The organism is Mesorhizobium sp. M2E.F.Ca.ET.209.01.1.1, from assembly GCF_004010375.2.
In the GTDB taxonomy this organism is placed as follows: Bacteria; Pseudomonadota; Alphaproteobacteria; order Rhizobiales; family Rhizobiaceae; genus Mesorhizobium.
The window spans coordinates 102,372-116,970 of record NZ_SADP02000016.1 but is presented as its reverse complement, the minus strand read 5'-3'; the positions used below and the strand labels follow the sequence as shown (position 1 = coordinate 116,970).

At 65.4% G+C, this 14,599-nt stretch carries 16 protein-coding genes; 8 read left to right on the top strand and 8 right to left on the bottom strand.

Annotation, left to right across the window (positions count from 1 at the left end):
- Positions 1–207: 207 nt before the first annotated feature.
- Together EN852_RS26020 and EN852_RS26015 are read right to left on the bottom strand one after the other, a co-directional pair.
- Entirely contained in the window at positions 208–486 is a 279-nt protein-coding gene (locus EN852_RS26020; protein ID WP_127878132.1) for an usg protein, read from the bottom strand.
- A 13-nt stretch (positions 487–499) separates the two neighbouring features.
- The gene (locus tag EN852_RS26015; RefSeq protein WP_246694400.1) at positions 500–847 is read right to left on the bottom strand and encodes a hypothetical protein; all 348 of its coding nucleotides are present in this window, start codon (positions 845–847) and stop codon (positions 500–502) included.
- A 326-nt stretch (positions 848–1,173) separates the two neighbouring features.
- On the opposite strand from EN852_RS26015, the gene groES reads away from it, so the two are divergent.
- The 7 genes from groES (at position 1,174) to EN852_RS25980 (ending at position 7,431) form a co-directional block, all read left to right on the top strand.
- Positions 1,174–1,488, top strand: coding sequence for a co-chaperone GroES (gene groES, locus EN852_RS26010; RefSeq protein ID WP_127865057.1), 315 nt, complete (start codon positions 1,174–1,176; stop codon positions 1,486–1,488).
- 61 nt (positions 1,489–1,549) lie between these two features.
- Complete coding sequence (groL, locus tag EN852_RS26005) at positions 1,550–3,178, top strand: chaperonin GroEL (RefSeq protein ID WP_127878130.1); 1,629 nt, start codon at positions 1,550–1,552, stop codon at positions 3,176–3,178.
- Positions 3,179–3,243: 65 nt separating this feature from the next.
- A complete protein-coding gene (locus EN852_RS26000) occupies positions 3,244–3,465 on the top strand; it encodes a hypothetical protein (protein WP_127878128.1) in 222 nt (73 codons plus the stop codon).
- A 69-nt stretch (positions 3,466–3,534) separates the two neighbouring features.
- The gene (locus tag EN852_RS40975) at positions 3,535–3,930 is read left to right on the top strand and encodes a helix-turn-helix transcriptional regulator (protein WP_189546177.1); all 396 of its coding nucleotides are present in this window, start codon (positions 3,535–3,537) and stop codon (positions 3,928–3,930) included.
- Complete coding sequence (locus EN852_RS25990; protein WP_127878126.1) at positions 3,911–4,213, top strand: DUF982 domain-containing protein; 303 nt, start codon at positions 3,911–3,913, stop codon at positions 4,211–4,213. The genes EN852_RS40975 and EN852_RS25990 overlap by 20 nt, the downstream gene beginning before the upstream one ends.
- A gap of 58 nt (positions 4,214–4,271) precedes the next feature.
- Complete coding sequence (gene htpG / locus EN852_RS25985; RefSeq protein ID WP_127878125.1) at positions 4,272–6,164, top strand: molecular chaperone HtpG; 1,893 nt, start codon at positions 4,272–4,274, stop codon at positions 6,162–6,164.
- A 139-nt stretch (positions 6,165–6,303) separates the two neighbouring features.
- Complete coding sequence (locus tag EN852_RS25980; RefSeq protein ID WP_127878124.1) at positions 6,304–7,431, top strand: serine hydrolase domain-containing protein; 1,128 nt, start codon at positions 6,304–6,306, stop codon at positions 7,429–7,431.
- Positions 7,432–7,440: 9 nt separating this feature from the next.
- Here the strand turns inward: EN852_RS25980 and EN852_RS25975 are convergent, their stop codons facing one another.
- The 6 genes from EN852_RS25975 to EN852_RS25950 form a co-directional block, all read right to left on the bottom strand.
- Entirely contained in the window at positions 7,441–9,063 is a 1,623-nt protein-coding gene (locus EN852_RS25975) for an ABC-F family ATP-binding cassette domain-containing protein (protein ID WP_127878123.1), read from the bottom strand.
- 332 nt (positions 9,064–9,395) lie between these two features.
- Positions 9,396–10,139, bottom strand: coding sequence for a 2OG-Fe(II) oxygenase (locus EN852_RS25970; protein ID WP_127878122.1), 744 nt, complete (start codon positions 10,137–10,139; stop codon positions 9,396–9,398).
- 370 nt (positions 10,140–10,509) lie between these two features.
- Positions 10,510–11,034: a hypothetical protein gene (locus EN852_RS25965; RefSeq protein ID WP_127878121.1), complete on the bottom strand. Its 525-nt coding sequence runs from the start codon at positions 11,032–11,034 to the stop codon at positions 10,510–10,512.
- A 5-nt stretch (positions 11,035–11,039) separates the two neighbouring features.
- A complete protein-coding gene (locus EN852_RS25960; RefSeq protein ID WP_127878120.1) occupies positions 11,040–11,462 on the bottom strand; it encodes an OsmC family protein in 423 nt (140 codons plus the stop codon).
- A gap of 147 nt (positions 11,463–11,609) precedes the next feature.
- Complete coding sequence (locus EN852_RS25955) at positions 11,610–13,100, bottom strand: AMP-binding protein (RefSeq protein ID WP_127878119.1); 1,491 nt, start codon at positions 13,098–13,100, stop codon at positions 11,610–11,612.
- 79 nt (positions 13,101–13,179) lie between these two features.
- Positions 13,180–14,013 carry a p-hydroxycinnamoyl CoA hydratase/lyase gene (locus tag EN852_RS25950; RefSeq protein WP_127878117.1) on the bottom strand — a complete coding sequence of 278 codons (834 nt, stop codon included), beginning with the start codon at positions 14,011–14,013 and terminating at the stop codon, positions 13,180–13,182.
- Positions 14,014–14,116: 103 nt separating this feature from the next.
- Here EN852_RS25950 and EN852_RS25945 point away from each other — a divergent pair, with 103 nt between their 5' ends.
- Positions 14,117–14,575 (top strand): MarR family transcriptional regulator, encoded by a 459-nt coding sequence (locus tag EN852_RS25945; RefSeq protein WP_127878115.1) that lies wholly within the window; start codon positions 14,117–14,119, stop codon positions 14,573–14,575.
- Positions 14,576–14,599: the final 24 nt, after the last annotated feature.

The following is a 14,599-nucleotide window of genomic DNA, read 5'->3' as shown; positions in this document are numbered from 1 at the left end:
TACGAGGAGCGCCAAGGAAGCGGCGCTCCTTGACCTTGCCGGTCTCTCAAGACCCGGCAAAACCCATCTGGGAATTCAACGCCGGAACGTCAAGGCCCCGCCTCGAATTCCCCTTCAAAGTCTTGAAAAGTCACGCTTTTCGTCTGCATGCAGGAGGGCAAATGATGAAATGAAGGCGGCCGCACAATACGACCGCCTTGCTGATCCTCATTGGATCGCGATGACCCCGTCGACGGCTCGCCATTCGGATGGCCTGATCAGCCGATGGTGGGCGACCCGGACAGAATGCAAGGCGCCCGCCAGCTCGCGTTGCCAAAAGCCCAGAAAGCCCCTCAGCGCGGGGAAATCCGGGGCGAGATCATAATCCTGCCAGACGTAGAGCTGGAGCAGGCTGGGATGGTCGGGCAGATGATAATGGATCTCGGCAGTGGTCAAGCCATAGCCTTTCATCTGCAAGCGGAATTCCCTGCTGACCGCGTTCGCCATCGCCTTCTACGCCTCACGCGCTCAGCCGGTCGACCAGCTGCCGGTGATCGTCATCGGCAGGGCCGCTGGGCGGCGGGGCGAGCGCATCAAGCCGGCGCAGCGCATCCATCATGTCGTCGAAGGACACCGGCTGCCCGGTGCCCGGGGGCTGGCGCAGCGCCGGCATCGATTCCACGGCGCAGGCGTCGGATGCCCAGGATGAAAGGATCGCCCGCTTTTCCCATGTGTCGAGCGAGCCGTCCTCCAGCACATCCCGCGGCTGCTGAAAATGGCTGGCCGGCGACAGCAGCCGGTCGAGCGAGAGGTCTGATATTTCGGGAGCTAGGGAAGGAATGATCGGCGAAAGCTTCTGTCGGTCCATTTCTGTCCTCCGTCTCCAAAAACTCCTTGTTTCGGGTTCAATTTCTCAGCGGACCCGGCGCTGCCGGGCGCCGATAATCTTGTTCAGCCCAATCGCGAATTCAAGCCTTTCCTTTGTCGCGCGAGCGGATTTATCGCATGTTTTCAGAACGCTAGCACTCGGCGGTCGAGAGTGCCAAAAAATTTTCGACGCCCCCTTGAAAGTACAAGAAGGCAAAATTAGTTCGACATGCGCGCGACGCCGAAAGGGTCGCCAGCCCCGCTCCGGTCCTGCCGGTCCGGAGCGGAGGGACCTCTCGCAATCTGTTTGTCCTGAAGGAGAACGATATGACGTTCCGTCCATTGCATGACCGTGTGCTCGTCCGCCGCATCCAGGCCGAAGAAAAGACGGCCGGAGGCATCATCATCCCCGACACTGCCAAGGAAAAGCCCCAGGAAGGCGAAGTCATCGCCGTCGGCCCGGGCGCCCGCGACGAGAGCGGCAAGCTCGTGCCCCTCGACGTGAAGGTCGGCGACCGGATCCTGTTCGGCAAGTGGTCAGGTACCGAGATCAAGCTCAACGGCGAGGATCTGCTCATCATGAAGGAAAGCGATGTGATGGGCGTGATCGAGCAGTCCGCGACGCTGAAGAAAGCCGCCTGACCGGGGCTTTGACCGAACCGCAACCCAGTCAATGAAAACTGCCTAAACAAGGAGTGATCCTATGGCTGCCAAGGAAGTCAAATTCCATTCCGACGCCCGCGAGCGCATGCTGCGCGGCGTCAACATCCTCGCCGACGCGGTGAAGGTGACGCTTGGCCCGAAAGGCCGCAACGTGGTCATCGACAAGTCGTTCGGCGCCCCGCGCATCACCAAGGACGGCGTCACCGTCGCCAAGGAGATCGAGCTCGAGGACAAGTTCGAGAACATGGGCGCCCAGATGGTGCGCGAGGTTGCCTCGAAAACCAGCGACATCGCCGGCGACGGCACCACGACCGCAACCGTTCTCGCCCAGGCCATCGTCAAGGAAGGGGCCAAGGCGGTTGCCTCAGGCATGAATCCCATGGATCTGAAACGCGGCATCGACAAAGCCGTCGAGGCTCTCGTCCAGGAGTTGAAGACCAACGCCCGCAAGGTGACCAGGAATGACGAGATCGCCCAGGTCGGCACGATTTCGGCCAATGGCGATGCCGAGATCGGCCGCTTCCTGGCCGAAGCGATGCAGAAGGTCGGTAACGAAGGCGTCATCACGGTCGAGGAAGCAAAGACCGCCGAGACCGAGCTGGAGGTGGTCGAAGGCATGCAGTTCGATCGCGGCTATCTCTCGCCTTACTTCGTCACCAACCAGGACAAGATGCGCGTCGAACTCGACGAGCCCTATGTGCTGATCCACGAGAAGAAGCTCGGCAACCTGCAGGCGCTGCTTCCCGTGCTCGAGGCTGTGGTCCAGTCCGGCAAGCCCCTGCTGATCATCGCCGAGGATGTCGAGGGCGAGGCGCTGGCGACGCTGGTGGTCAACAAGCTGCGCGGCGGGCTGAAGGTCGCCGCCGTCAAGGCTCCGGGCTTCGGCGATCGCCGTAAGGCCATGCTGGAAGACATCGCCATCCTGACCGGCGGCACCGCTATCAGCGAGGACCTCGGCATCAAGCTGGAGAACGTCACGCTGGAGATGCTTGGCCGAGCCAAGAAGGTTGTGGTCGAAAAAGAGAACACCACCATTGTCGACGGCGCAGGCAAGAAAGAGGAGATCCAGGGCCGTGTCACGCAGATCAAGGCGCAGATTGAGGAGACTACCTCCGACTATGATCGCGAGAAGCTGCAGGAGCGGCTGGCCAAGCTCGCCGGCGGCGTCGCGGTGATCCGCGTCGGCGGTTCAACCGAGGTCGAGGTCAAGGAACGCAAGGACCGCGTCGACGATGCCATGCACGCGACCCGCGCTGCGGTCGAGGAAGGCGTCTTGCCAGGTGGCGGCGTGGCCCTGCTGCGGGCCGCCAAGGCACTGGACAGCTTGCAGGCCGAGAATGAGGACCAGAAGCACGGTATCGAGATCGTGCGGCGCGCAATCGAGGCGCCGGTGCGGCAGATCGCCGAGAACGCCGGTGCCGAAGGCTCGATCATCGTCGGCAAGCTGCGCGAGAAACCGGAATTCGGTTACGGCTGGAATGCACAGACTAATGCCTTCGGCGACCTCTACAAGGAAGGCGTTATCGATCCGGTGAAGGTGGTACGGACCGCGCTCCAGGACGCCGCATCGGTTGCCGGCCTGCTGGTAACAACGGAAGCGATGGTGGCCGAAAAGCCGAAGAAGGAAGCCGCCCCGGCCATGCCGGCCGGCGCCGGCATGGACTTCTGAGACGCTGACGTGAGCCCGCTCCCGGCTACGGGAGCGGGCATTCACCAGGACGATGGGAGGCCGTCATGAACATGATGAGCGCAGATGGCTCGATTCCCACGCCGACGCATCCGGCAAGCGAATTCCTCGCCTATGAAGCCGAATGCCGGAGCGCGCTGAAGCCGCTGCTGGCAGGCCTGCTCGACGCGGCCGAATCCGCCGGATGGAACCGGCGGACCGTCGCCTCGACGCTGATGTTCCTTGCCGCGCAGCAGGTGTCGGCCACCGAAACATCGGCGCGAAGCTGAGCGAAATCGGCCCCGCCCCCGCGGCGGGGTCGTCCGATTTGGATGCCAGCGAAGGGAATTGCGATTGCCATGATTGCAGGACGTTTGCGGGAATGCCTGAGAGCATTGCGGTGGGAAGCCGCCGACCTTGCGCAGGAGCTTGGCTGCTCCAGGAACGATGCGACGCGTTGGATCGAGGGGCGCGCGCCGGTGCCGCTGGCGGTCGCCGCCTGGATCGAGGCCCTGGCCAAGGCGCATAGCGCGCTGCCGCCGCCGCACCTGAACCAGCAAAGTTCAGCGACGCACGCCACGTCGGCGGGCCCGCTCAACTTGCAGGCCTTCACCGGCATAGGCCAATCGCGGCCGCATGGCGTCGTCCTGCAACCGCCCTACCCGCGCCGGCATGCGCTCGCGACCGGCCTTCGCCCGAGCTCGATAGGCATCCGCCCGAAAGAGGGTTCAGACCATGAGCCACGACCGCTTTGAAGAGCCGGTCACTGTGCTCGTCGGCATGGGCCTGCCGGTGCGGCTGGAGACCGTAGCGGAAGCCTATGCCCTGCTGCAGGATTGGCCGGCTGCGAGCAGGAGCAGCGCACATGCGATCGCGCTCAACGCCTGCAAAGCCGGCATTGCCGGCGAGGTCGACGCGGAAACGGTGCGGGCAACCCTTGTTGCCTTCGCCCGCCGCCACGATATTCTGGCGCCGGACATGGTTTCGCTGGCGCCCGCAGCGCTGGCAGGACGCGCGTCCACAAGCAACAATGGCTGAAGATTTGAAGCCCGGCGCGTGCTGCGCGGCGGGCAAACGACCAACCCAGGAATTCTGAATGACGATGGACACCAAGGCGACGGAAACCAGGACATTCGAGGCGGACGTCTCGCGACTGCTGCACATGATGGTGCACTCGGTCTATTCGGACCGGGATGTCTTCCTGCGCGAGCTGATCTCCAACGCGGCCGACGCCTGCGAGAAGCTGCGCTTCGAGGCGGTGAGCCGGCCCGAGCTTCTGGGCGATGATGCCAAGCCGCGCATCACCATTGCCGCCGACCCGGACAACAAAGAGCTTGTCGTCGAGGATAACGGCATCGGCATGAGCCGCGACGAGATGGCGGAAGCGCTGGGCACGATCGCGCGCTCCGGCACGCGCGCCTTCATGGAGCGCGTCGAAGCCGGCAAGGCGGCGGAGGACACGCAGCTCATCGGGCAGTTCGGCGTCGGCTTCTACTCGGCCTTCATGGTCGCCGACCGGGTCGACGTGATCAGCCGGCAGGCCGGCAGCGAGGAGGCCTTCCGCTGGTCATCCGACGGCAAGGGGACTTATGAAATCGCGCCAGTGCCGCTCGAGGCGGCGCCCAGGCGCGGCACGCGCGTTGTGCTGCATCTGATGGAAGACGCCACCTCCTACACCGCGCCCTACAGGCTAGAAGGGCTGGCGAAGTCGCAGTCGGGCCATGTGCCGGTGCCGATCACGCTTGTCGAGAAGCCCGGCGCCGAGCCGCGCGACATCGCTGACGGCACGGCGCTCTGGGTGCGCCAGAAGAGCGAGATCAAGCCTGAGGAATATACCGATTTCTACCGTAGCGTCGCCGGCCAGTATGACGAGCCGGCTTCGACCATCCATTTCCGCGCCGAAGGCCGGCAGGAATACAGCGTGCTCGCCTTCGTGCCCGGATCGCGGCCGTTCGACCTGTTCGACCAGGACCGCAAGGGTCGCATGAAACTCTATGTGCGGCGCGTCTTTATCACCGACGATGCCGATCTCCTGCCGCGCTACCTGCGCTTCGTGCGCGGCCTGGTCGATTCCGCCGACCTGCCGCTCAACGTCTCGCGCGAGATGATCCAGGAAAGCCCGCTGCTCGCCGCGATCCGCAAGGGCGTGACCAACCGCGTGCTCAGCGACCTTGCCAAAACCGCCGAAAACGATGCCGAAGCTTACGCCAAGATCTGGGATAATTTCGGCGTCGTGCTGAAGGAAGGTCTCTATGAGGATTACGAGCGGCGCGAGCAGTTGCTGAAGCTTGCCCGCTTCCGTTCGACTGCTTCGGGCGAAGGCTGGCGCAGCCTTGCCGACTATGTGGCGGCGATGAAGGAAGGCCAGAAGGCGATCTTCTTCATGGCCGGCGACGACCGCGCCCGGCTGGAGGCCTCGCCGCAGCTCGAAGGGTTCCGCGCACGCGGCATCGAGGTGCTGCTGCTCACCGACCCGGTCGACAGTTTCTGGGTAACGATGACGCCGGAATTCGACGGCAAGCCGTTCAAGTCGGTGACACAGGGCGCCGCCGACCTTGCCGACATCCCGCTGCCGGACGACGTGGCGAAGCCGGATGCCGAGACGTCGTCGGATATCGCCGCCTTCCTGGCTTTCGTGAAGACGACGCTCGGCGAGGAGGTATCGGACGTGAAGGCCTCCGACCGGCTGACCGAAAGCGCCGTCTGCCTGGTCGCGCCCGAGCATGGCCCTGACCGCCAGTTCGAGCGCCTGCTCAACGCCGCCGGCCGGCTCGACAAGGCCGCGAAGCCGATCCTCGAGATCAACCCGCGCCACGAGCGCGTGGCAGCGCTGGCAAAGCTCGGCGACGACGACAAGGCGTTCAAGGAAGACGCCGCGCATCTGCTCTATGACGAAGCGCGCGTGCTCGACGGCGACAAGCCGGCCGACGCCAAGGCCTTCTCGGCGCGTCTTGCGCGGCTGATCGACCGCGGCTTGGCGAAGGGGTGATGCGCCAGCGGCGCGCTTGAATGGCTTGCCAGCGTCCAGCGCTAACTGGATGCTGGCACATCACGCGGCGCGGCTTGCCTGGTTCGGCGGCTTCGTGACAAAGCTGTTCGGCTGAGGCGCATTTGGTGGGAATCCGGACATGAACATAGAAGGCTTCTGCGATCCGCGTTTTGCCGGCGTGCGCGACGCGTTTGCCTGGTGTTTCGCTGTAGGTCTCGAACATGGCGGCGGCGTCTCGGTCGTGGCCGACGGCAAGACGGTCGTCGAGCTTTGGGGCGGGCATGCGGATGCCGCGCGCACCCGGCCGTGGCGGCGTGACACGCTGATCAATGTCTGGTCTTGCACCAAGGGCGTCGTGGCGCTGGCGATCGCCATGCTGGTCGAGCGTGGCAAGCTGGACTATGCCGCGCCGGTCGCGCGCTATTGGCCGGAATTCGCGGAAGCCGGCAAGGAGCGCATCACGCTCAACCAGGTGATGTCGCACCAATCCGGGCTGAACGGCCTCGCCGTGCCGATGGACGAGGCAGGCCTGCTCGCCTGGACGCCCTATACGGATGCACTTGCTGGCATGTCGCCGCTGTGGGAGCCCGGCAGCCGCTGCGTCTACCATGCGCTCAGCTACGGCCATCTTGCCGGCGAGGTGCTGCGGCGCGTCGACGGGCGCGGCGTCGGCCGCTTCATCGCGGAAGAGATCGCGGGACCGCTGGGGGCGGATTTCCATGTCGGCCTGCCGGAGCCCGAGGATGCCCGGGCAGCCGAGATGATCGAGGGCCCGAAGGCTTCGGAGTGGGTCGACTTCGTGCGCGCCTCGCCATTTCCTCAAGCTTGCGACAACCCGGCGCCCCGCGCCCTGGCGCCAAACGACCGCGCCTGGCGCGCCGCCGAGGTGCCGGGCGGCAACGGCCAGTCCACCGCCCATGCGCTGGCCCGCATCTACGGCATGATGGCGGCGGGCGGGACTTTTGAAGGCAAGCGCCTGATCGGCCGCGCGGCGATCGAAGAGGCCGCGAGGCCGCGCTTTCGCGGCATGGACGACAGCTTCGCGCTGCCCACCGCCTTCGCCGCCGGCTATCAGATCGAGGATCCTGTCTATGCCGGCCGCGCATCGCCGCAAACCTTCGGCCACACCGGCTGGGGCGGCGCCATCGGCTTTGCCGATCCCAGCGCCGGCGTCGGGTTCGGCTATGTCACCAACCGCATGCTGGGGTTCGACGATGTGGACCCGCGCCGCGAGGCGCTGATCGACGCCGTCTACGGCGCGCTCTGAATAAGATCGCTACCCTCTCAGCCCCGGCGCTTCCTGGCCGGTGCGCGCGACATATTCGGTGTAGCCGCCGCCATAGGTGTGGATACCATCGGGCGTCAGTTCCAGCACGCGGTTCGACAGCGCCGCCAGGAAATGGCGGTCGTGCGAGACGAAGAGCATCGTGCCTTCATATTGCGACAGCGCCTCGATCAGCATCTGCTTGGTGGTGATGTCGAGGTGGTTGGTCGGCTCGTCGAGCACCAGGAGGTTGGGCGGGTCGAACAGCATCAGCGCCATCACCAGCCGCGCCTTCTCGCCGCCCGAAAGCACGCGGCACTTCTTCTCGATCTCGTCGCCGGAGAAGCCGAAGCAGCCGGCAAGCGCGCGCAGCGGCGCCTGGCCGGCCTGCGGGAAATTATCCTCCAGCGTCTGGAAGACGGTGCGCTCGCCGTCAAGCAGCTCCATAGCGTGCTGAGCGAAATAGCCCATCTTGACGCTGGGACCCCGCGCGACGGAGCCTTCGTCCGGCTCGGAAGCGCCGGCGACCAGCTTGAGCAGCGTCGACTTGCCGGCGCCGTTGACACCCATCACGCACCAGCGCTCGCGGCGGCGGATCTGGAAGTCGAGGCCGGAATAGATCGAGCGGCTGCCATAGGATTTGTGGATGCCCTTCAGCGTCGCCACGTCCTCGCCGCAGCGCGGTGCCGGCTGGAACTCGAAGGCCACCGTCTGGCGGCGCTTCGGCGGCTCGACGCGGTCGATCTTGTCGAGCTTCTTCACCCGGCTCTGCACCTGCGCGGCATGCGAGGCGCGGGCCTTGAAGCGCTCGATGAAGGCGATCTCCTTGGCCAGCATCGCCTGCTGGCGCTCGAACTGCGCCTGCAATTGCTTGTCGGCGAGAGCCCGCTGCTCCTGGTAGAATTCGTAATTGCCGGAATAGGAGGTGAGCGCGCCGGCGTCGATCTCGATGATCTTGGAAACGATGCGGTTCATGAACTCGCGGTCATGCGAGGTCATCAGCAGCGCGCCGTCATAGTCCTTGAGGAATTTTTCGAGCCAGATCAGGCTTTCGAGATCGAGATGGTTCGACGGCTCGTCGAGCAGCATGACATCGGGCCGCATCAAAAGGATGCGGGCAAGCGCGACGCGCATCTTCCAGCCGCCGGAAAGTTTCGAGACGTCGCCGTCCATCATCTCCTGGGAAAAGCCGAGGCCGTCCAGCACCTCGCGGGCGCGGCCGTCCAGCGCATAGCCGTCGAGCTCCTCGAAGCGGTGCTGCAACTCGCCGTAGCGCTCGATGATTGCGTCCATCTCGTCGGCGCGCTCCGGATCGCCCATGGCGTGCTCCAGCTCGCGCATCTCGGCCGCCACCGCGCTTACCGGCCCGGCGCCCTCCATGACCTCGGCGACGGCGCTCAAGCCGCCCATGTCGCCGACATCCTGGCTGAAATAGCCGATGGTGACGCCGCGATCGACGGAGACCTGGCCTTCGTCCGGCTGCTCCTCACCGATGATCATGCGGAACAAGGTCGTCTTGCCGGCGCCGTTCGGGCCGACCAGCCCGACCTTCTCGCCCTTCTGCAAGGCGGCCGAAGCTTCGATGAAGACGATCTGTCGGCCGTTCTGCTTGCCGATATTTTCGAGACGGATCATGGGGCGGTCCGGGCAACTGCGCTGAGGTGGCGGGATTTGTCCGGGCGTGTACGCGAATGAGGGTACGGAGGGAAGAGGCAGAAGCGCCGCAGAGCGCTGAAGATTGGCGAGGGCCGGCGTGACAGCCGATCTCCCCCCTTGTGGGGGAGATGGCCGGCAGGCCAGAAGGGGGGCGCCTCGCGCCGACGTTTCAACTTTCTGCCGCGCGTTCTTCCGCCAACTGTATGGCCGGGATAAGGAATAAATCGAATGCCGTGATCCTTCGCGCCCCCCTCTGCCCTGCCGGGCATCTCCCCCACGAGGGGGGAGATCAGCAGCTTCGTCGCCGCGCCTTACTTCGCATCGTGAAAAATAATCCCCACCGTATGCCGCTGCCCCGACCGCAGGCGGCTGACGCCGTGGCGCAAATTCACCCGGTAATATCCTTTGGTGCCCTGCACCGGCCGGTTGTGCACGGCAAAGACCACTGCGTCGCCGCGTCTCAGCGGCACCACCTCGGCGCGGCTTTGCATGCGCGGGCGCTGCTCGGTGAGCACGAATTCTCCGCCTGTAAAATCCTCGCCGGGTTCGGACAACAGGATCGCCACCTGCAGCGGAAAGGCGAGCGCACCGTAGAGATCCTGGTGCAGGCAGTTGAAGTCGCCGGGGCCGTATTGCAGGAGAAGCGGCGTCGGCTTGGTCTGGCCCTCATCATGGCAGCGCCTCAGGAACGCGGCGTGGTCGGCCGGATAGCGCAGCGATACGGCCATTTTCTCGTTCCAGTCGTTGGCGACCGTGGCCAGTTGCGGATAGAGCGCAGTGCGCAGACCCTCGATCAGATCCGGCAGCGGGTATTTGAAGTAGCGATATTCGCCTTTGCCGAAGCCGTGACGCGCCATGATCACATGGCTGCGGAAATGCTCCTCATGCGGATAGAGGCCAGCGATGTCGGCGCATTCTTCCGCCGACAGCAGGCCGGGCATGACGGCGCAGCCATGGGTATTGAGGTCGGAAACGATGCCGCGCCAATCCTGTGCCGCGACGCGGGATTCGGCGGAGCGACTGGCACGTTTCGTGTTGAGGGAGTGGATGGTCATCGGGATGGCTCCTTGCTTGTCCCGAAGATGGGGCACGCGACGGAAAGGAGCCACCCGATTCGTGGCAAGTTGGCGGAGCGCTGGAACTGCCAATCTCCCCCCTTGCGGGGGAGATGGCGGGCAGGCCAGAGGAGAGATGTGAAGGAACGCGATGGCGCAGGATCAAGGTTCCTCGCCCCATAAAATGGGGAAGAGGTGGCTCGGCGAAGCCGAGACGGAGAGGGGGAGCGCCCTACGAAGGCCCCCTCTCCGTCCGCTTCGCGGCCACCTCTCCCCCGCCTTTGGCGGGGGCGAGGAACCTAAGCTTGGTTAGGTCGGCGGGACAGCACCCCCCTCTGCCCTGCTGGGCAAGGGGGGGAGATCAGCAGCCTCACCCCCGGCGATACCTCTCCAGTTCCGGATCGAGATCGACCTTCACCGCATTGGTGAACACGCAGGTCGCCACCATGATGCCGGCGAAGGCGGTGAGGTTGACGAGCAGCGTCTCGTCATAGCGCGCCTTGAGCGCGGTCCAGGTTTCATCCGGAACGGAGTTGGCATCGGCCGCGACCGCCTTGCCGAACCGCATCAGCAGCGCTTCGGCGGCCGTCAGCGCTATCGCTTCGGGATCGAGGCCGCTCTCGATCAGCGCGCGGCGAAAGAAGGTCACCGGGATTTCGGCACGCATCGTCTCGGCGATCGCCTTCGAGAACAGCCAGATCGCTCGGTCGTCGAGTGTGGGCTTGAGAAGGTCGCGCAGGGTGAACCATTCGGCGTAGATGCGATGCGCGGCGGGCGAATGCAGCAGGATGCGCTTCATGTTGGTCATGCGGCCGCGCAGCTTGAGTTCGCGGTCGTGCTCGGCGCGGATGTCTTCGGAGGCGGTGGCGTAGTCGATCGCGGAGAGATGCGCCATCGGCTTCACCCCAGCGTCGCGTGCAGTGCCGGCGCGCCGCGCAGAGTGTTGGAGACGGTGCAGATGTCCTCGGCGTCAGCCAGGATCCGCTCTTTCGTCGCGGCGTCGAGATCGCCGGTGATTTCCAGCTTGATGTTGAATGTCGCGACCCGCGAGGGCTCGTCCTTCGCCTTCTCGCCGCCGACATCCGCCTTCACTTCGCCCAGCCGGTCGGCGACGCCGAGACGGGTGGCGGCGATGCGGGCGCTGAGCACCATGCAGGCGGCCAGCGAAGCATAAAGCAGATCGAGCGGATTGAAGCCCGGCGCGCTGACCTGGGTGACGACATCGACCGTGCCGCCGGTCGGCGTCGTGACCGCCGGCAGGCCGCCCGGCGGCAGGACGGCAAGCGCGCCGACATTGCGGGTTCTGATCTTCAGCTCGCTCATTGCAAAATCCTTCCGGCCATGATGGCTGACAGATCTGTCATAGCGGGCACGAATTCAACAGGGCAATCGTTGAATGCGAAGGGGGCAACGCAGACGGACGCAGGCACCTTGGAACCGGTCGCCGCGCTTATTCCCCTCTTGCGCTCCTTATGCCAGCCCCCGCAGCACATGCTTCTGAACCTTACCTGACGCCGTGCGCGGCAGCGCTGCCACCGCCCGGAATTCCTTGGGCACCTTGTAGCGGGCGATGTGCACGGCGCAGTGGCTAACCAGCGCGTCGGAGTCGAGCGCGCAGCCGGGCCGCAGCACGACGAAGGCGCGGCCGACCTCGCCCCAGCGCGCGTCGGCGATGCCGACCACCGCGGCTTCGGTGACGTCGGGATGAGCAAGCAGCGCCGTCTCGACTTCGGCCGGGAAGACGTTCTCGCCGCCGGAGATGAACATGTCCTTGCGGCGGTCGACCAGGGTCACGAAACCGTCGTCGTCGCGCCGCGCCATGTCGCCGGTGCGGAACCAGCCGTCCGCGCTGAAGGCGCTCGCCGTCTCGTCCGGCCGGTTCCAATAGCCCGGCGTCACGTTGGGGCCGGCGAGCCAGATCTCGCCCGTATCGCCAGGCGCGACATCGTTGCCGGCGTCGTCGACGATGCGCAGCGAAACCGACGGCGCCGGCAGGCCGGCGCACCCCGCCTTGACGGCGATGCGATCCGCCTGCGGCGGCACGCAGAGCACAGTGCCGGCTTCCGTCATGCCGTAGCCGTCGGCCATGAGCACGCCCTGCTGGAGCCACCAAAGCACATCCGCGGCGGGATTCGGCGCGCCGCCGGTGAAAAGGGCCTTGAGCGACGTCCAGCGCGCGGGCGCGAAGCTTGCATGCTCGCGCAGCATTTTCGCCATCTGCGGCACGCAGAAATAATGGGTGACGCCGAGATCGGGGTCGGCGAGCCGGCGATTGGTGAGGCCGGCATCGAAGCCAGAGGAGATCAGGACCGTGCCGCCCTTCAGCAGGACGGGGCGAAGATTGGTGATCAGGCCGATGACATGAAACATCGGGGCGTCGCAAAGGACGATGCTGTCATGGCCGACGCGGCCGACGACACCGAAATTGACGGCCGTGGCGAAAGCGTTGGCCTCCGTCACGATGACGCCCTTGGGCCGGCCCGACGTGCCTGAAGTGTAAAGGATGATCGAAGGCCGGTCGGCTTCCGGCAAGGGACGGCGCGGCGCCGGCGCCGCCGCTTCCACCGCCGCCGCGAAGCGAGCGACCGCGACAGGCGCGCAGCCGGACGGCGCCGCGATGTCCAGGTCGGCGTCGTGCACCAGAAACGAGGGGCCGCAATCGGCCAGGATAACTTGGCGCTCGGGCACGGCGAGCCGCCAGTTGACCGGCACGAAAATAGCGCCAAGACGCATCGCCGCCTGCTGCAGGATGACGAGATCGGCGCTGTTGCGGGCCAACGTGGCGATCCGCTGCCCCTGCCCTATGCCATGGCTTTCGAGCACAGCGACCGCGCGCTGGATGGCGTCGTCGAGCGCCGCGTAGGTCCAGCGCCGGCCGGATGCGAGATCGACGCAAGCGAGGCGGTCTGGCTGCGCCCGGGCATGCAGGGCGACAGGATCGGGTGTCGTCCAGGCCGGCATTTGCGTTCTCCTCCCGTGTCACGCGCCGTATCGGTTGCCGGCCGGCATCAATGCCGGCACGGCGTCAGGTCATTCCGGATCATCTCGCCTTGTCGTAGGCGCCGAGGCCAGGCTTGTAGCTCTTTTCGTCGACGAACTGGCGGATGCCTTCCTTGCGGCCTTCATTGTCGAACGAATTCGCCGCCTCCTGCGCGCGCACCAGATAGTCCTCGGCATTGTCGTAGGTCATCTCGGCGACGCGGCGGATCGCATCCTTGGTCGCTTTGAGCGCGACTGGGTTTTTCTTCAACAGGACCCCGGCCACTTCGGTGACGCGCGCCTTGAGCCCGCTTAGCGGCACGCTCTCATTGACCAGCTTCCAGGCCGCCGCCTTGCGGCCGTCGATCAGCTCGCCGGTCAGCGCGTGATACATGGCATCGCGCATGGACAGGAGATCGACCACCACCTTGGTGGCGCCGCCGCCGGGCAGGATACCCCAGTTGATCTCCGAGAGCGCGAACTGCGCCTCGTCGGCGGCGAAGGCGAGGTCGCAGGCAAACAGCGGGCCGTAGCCGCCGCCGAAGCACCAGCCATTGACCATGGCGATGGTCGGCACCCGGTACCAGCGCAGCCGCCGCCACCAGCCATAGGCTTCGGATTGCGCCTTGCGCACCGCGCCCAGGCCTTTCGCCTCGGTCTCGCGAAAATATTCCTTGAGGTCCATGCCGGCCGACCAGGCGGCGCCCTCGCCTGACAACACCAGAACGCCAACATCGTCCCGGAATTCGAGCTCGTCGAGAACCTGCATCATGCGCCGGTTGAGCGTCGGGCTCATCGAGTTGCGTTTGGCCGGCCGGTTGAAGCGGACCCAGGCGATGCCGCCCTCGACATCGAAGGCAACCGCGTCTTCGGTTTCACTGGTCTTCTCGGTCATGCCGGTCTCCTCCTCCGATTGCTATGCTGCATAGCCTTATCTTTGCTATGTCGCATAGTATTTTTACCTTGACAAGGGCATGGGTTGCGGCGATCGATCGGACATGGACGAGACCAGGGTTCGCGATGTCCCCGGCGAGGACGCGCTCGACGCACAGATCGGCTACAATTTGAGGCGCGCATCGGCGCTGGCGCTCAACAATTTTTCCGTGGAGATGGCGCAAGCGTCACTGCGGCCGGTGACCTATGCCATGCTGGCGCTGATCGACGAGCGGCCTGGCATCCGCGCCGCCGAGCTCTGCCGGCTGCTCGGCATGAAGAGCGCCAACATGGCGCCGCTGCTCGCCGAACTGGAGGAGCGCGGCCTGATCGAGCGCGACGATCATGCAGAGGACAAGCGCGTACGGAAACTCGGCCTGACCGAGGCGGCCAAGGCGGCAATGCCCGCCTGGCGGCTCAAGGTGCGCCGGCACGAAAACCGATTCCTGCAGCGTCTCAGCAGCAAGGAACGGGCGACGCTGCTGCGGCTGCTGCGCCTGATCTGGGTGGATGAGGCGGAGTGAGCGCGGCGCCTCGACTTGTGAAAT

Excerpts from the sequence above, each read along its gene's own strand:
- EN852_RS40975 (WP_189546177.1), top strand. The coding sequence starts at position 3,535 with ATGATTGCAGGACGTTTGCGGGAATGCCTGAGAGCATTGCGGTGGGAA.
- EN852_RS26020 (WP_127878132.1), bottom strand. The coding sequence starts at position 486 with ATGGCGAACGCGGTCAGCAGGGAATTCCGCTTGCAGATGAAAGGCTAT.
- EN852_RS25980 (WP_127878124.1), top strand. The coding sequence starts at position 6,304 with ATGAACATAGAAGGCTTCTGCGATCCGCGTTTTGCCGGCGTGCGCGAC.
- EN852_RS26000 (WP_127878128.1), top strand. The coding sequence starts at position 3,244 with ATGAACATGATGAGCGCAGATGGCTCGATTCCCACGCCGACGCATCCG.
- EN852_RS25955 (WP_127878119.1), bottom strand. The coding sequence starts at position 13,100 with ATGCCGGCCTGGACGACACCCGATCCTGTCGCCCTGCATGCCCGGGCG.
- groES (WP_127865057.1), top strand. The coding sequence starts at position 1,174 with ATGACGTTCCGTCCATTGCATGACCGTGTGCTCGTCCGCCGCATCCAG.
- EN852_RS25975 (WP_127878123.1), bottom strand. The coding sequence starts at position 9,063 with ATGATCCGTCTCGAAAATATCGGCAAGCAGAACGGCCGACAGATCGTC.
- EN852_RS25965 (WP_127878121.1), bottom strand. The coding sequence starts at position 11,034 with ATGGCGCATCTCTCCGCGATCGACTACGCCACCGCCTCCGAAGACATC.
- EN852_RS26015 (WP_246694400.1), bottom strand. The coding sequence starts at position 847 with ATGGACCGACAGAAGCTTTCGCCGATCATTCCTTCCCTAGCTCCCGAA.
- groL (WP_127878130.1), top strand. The coding sequence starts at position 1,550 with ATGGCTGCCAAGGAAGTCAAATTCCATTCCGACGCCCGCGAGCGCATG.
- EN852_RS25945 (WP_127878115.1), top strand. The coding sequence starts at position 14,117 with ATGGACGAGACCAGGGTTCGCGATGTCCCCGGCGAGGACGCGCTCGAC.
- htpG (WP_127878125.1), top strand. The coding sequence starts at position 4,272 with ATGACGATGGACACCAAGGCGACGGAAACCAGGACATTCGAGGCGGAC.
- EN852_RS25990 (WP_127878126.1), top strand. The coding sequence starts at position 3,911 with ATGAGCCACGACCGCTTTGAAGAGCCGGTCACTGTGCTCGTCGGCATG.
- EN852_RS25960 (WP_127878120.1), bottom strand. The coding sequence starts at position 11,462 with ATGAGCGAGCTGAAGATCAGAACCCGCAATGTCGGCGCGCTTGCCGTC.
- EN852_RS25950 (WP_127878117.1), bottom strand. The coding sequence starts at position 14,013 with ATGACCGAGAAGACCAGTGAAACCGAAGACGCGGTTGCCTTCGATGTC.
- EN852_RS25970 (WP_127878122.1), bottom strand. The coding sequence starts at position 10,139 with ATGACCATCCACTCCCTCAACACGAAACGTGCCAGTCGCTCCGCCGAA.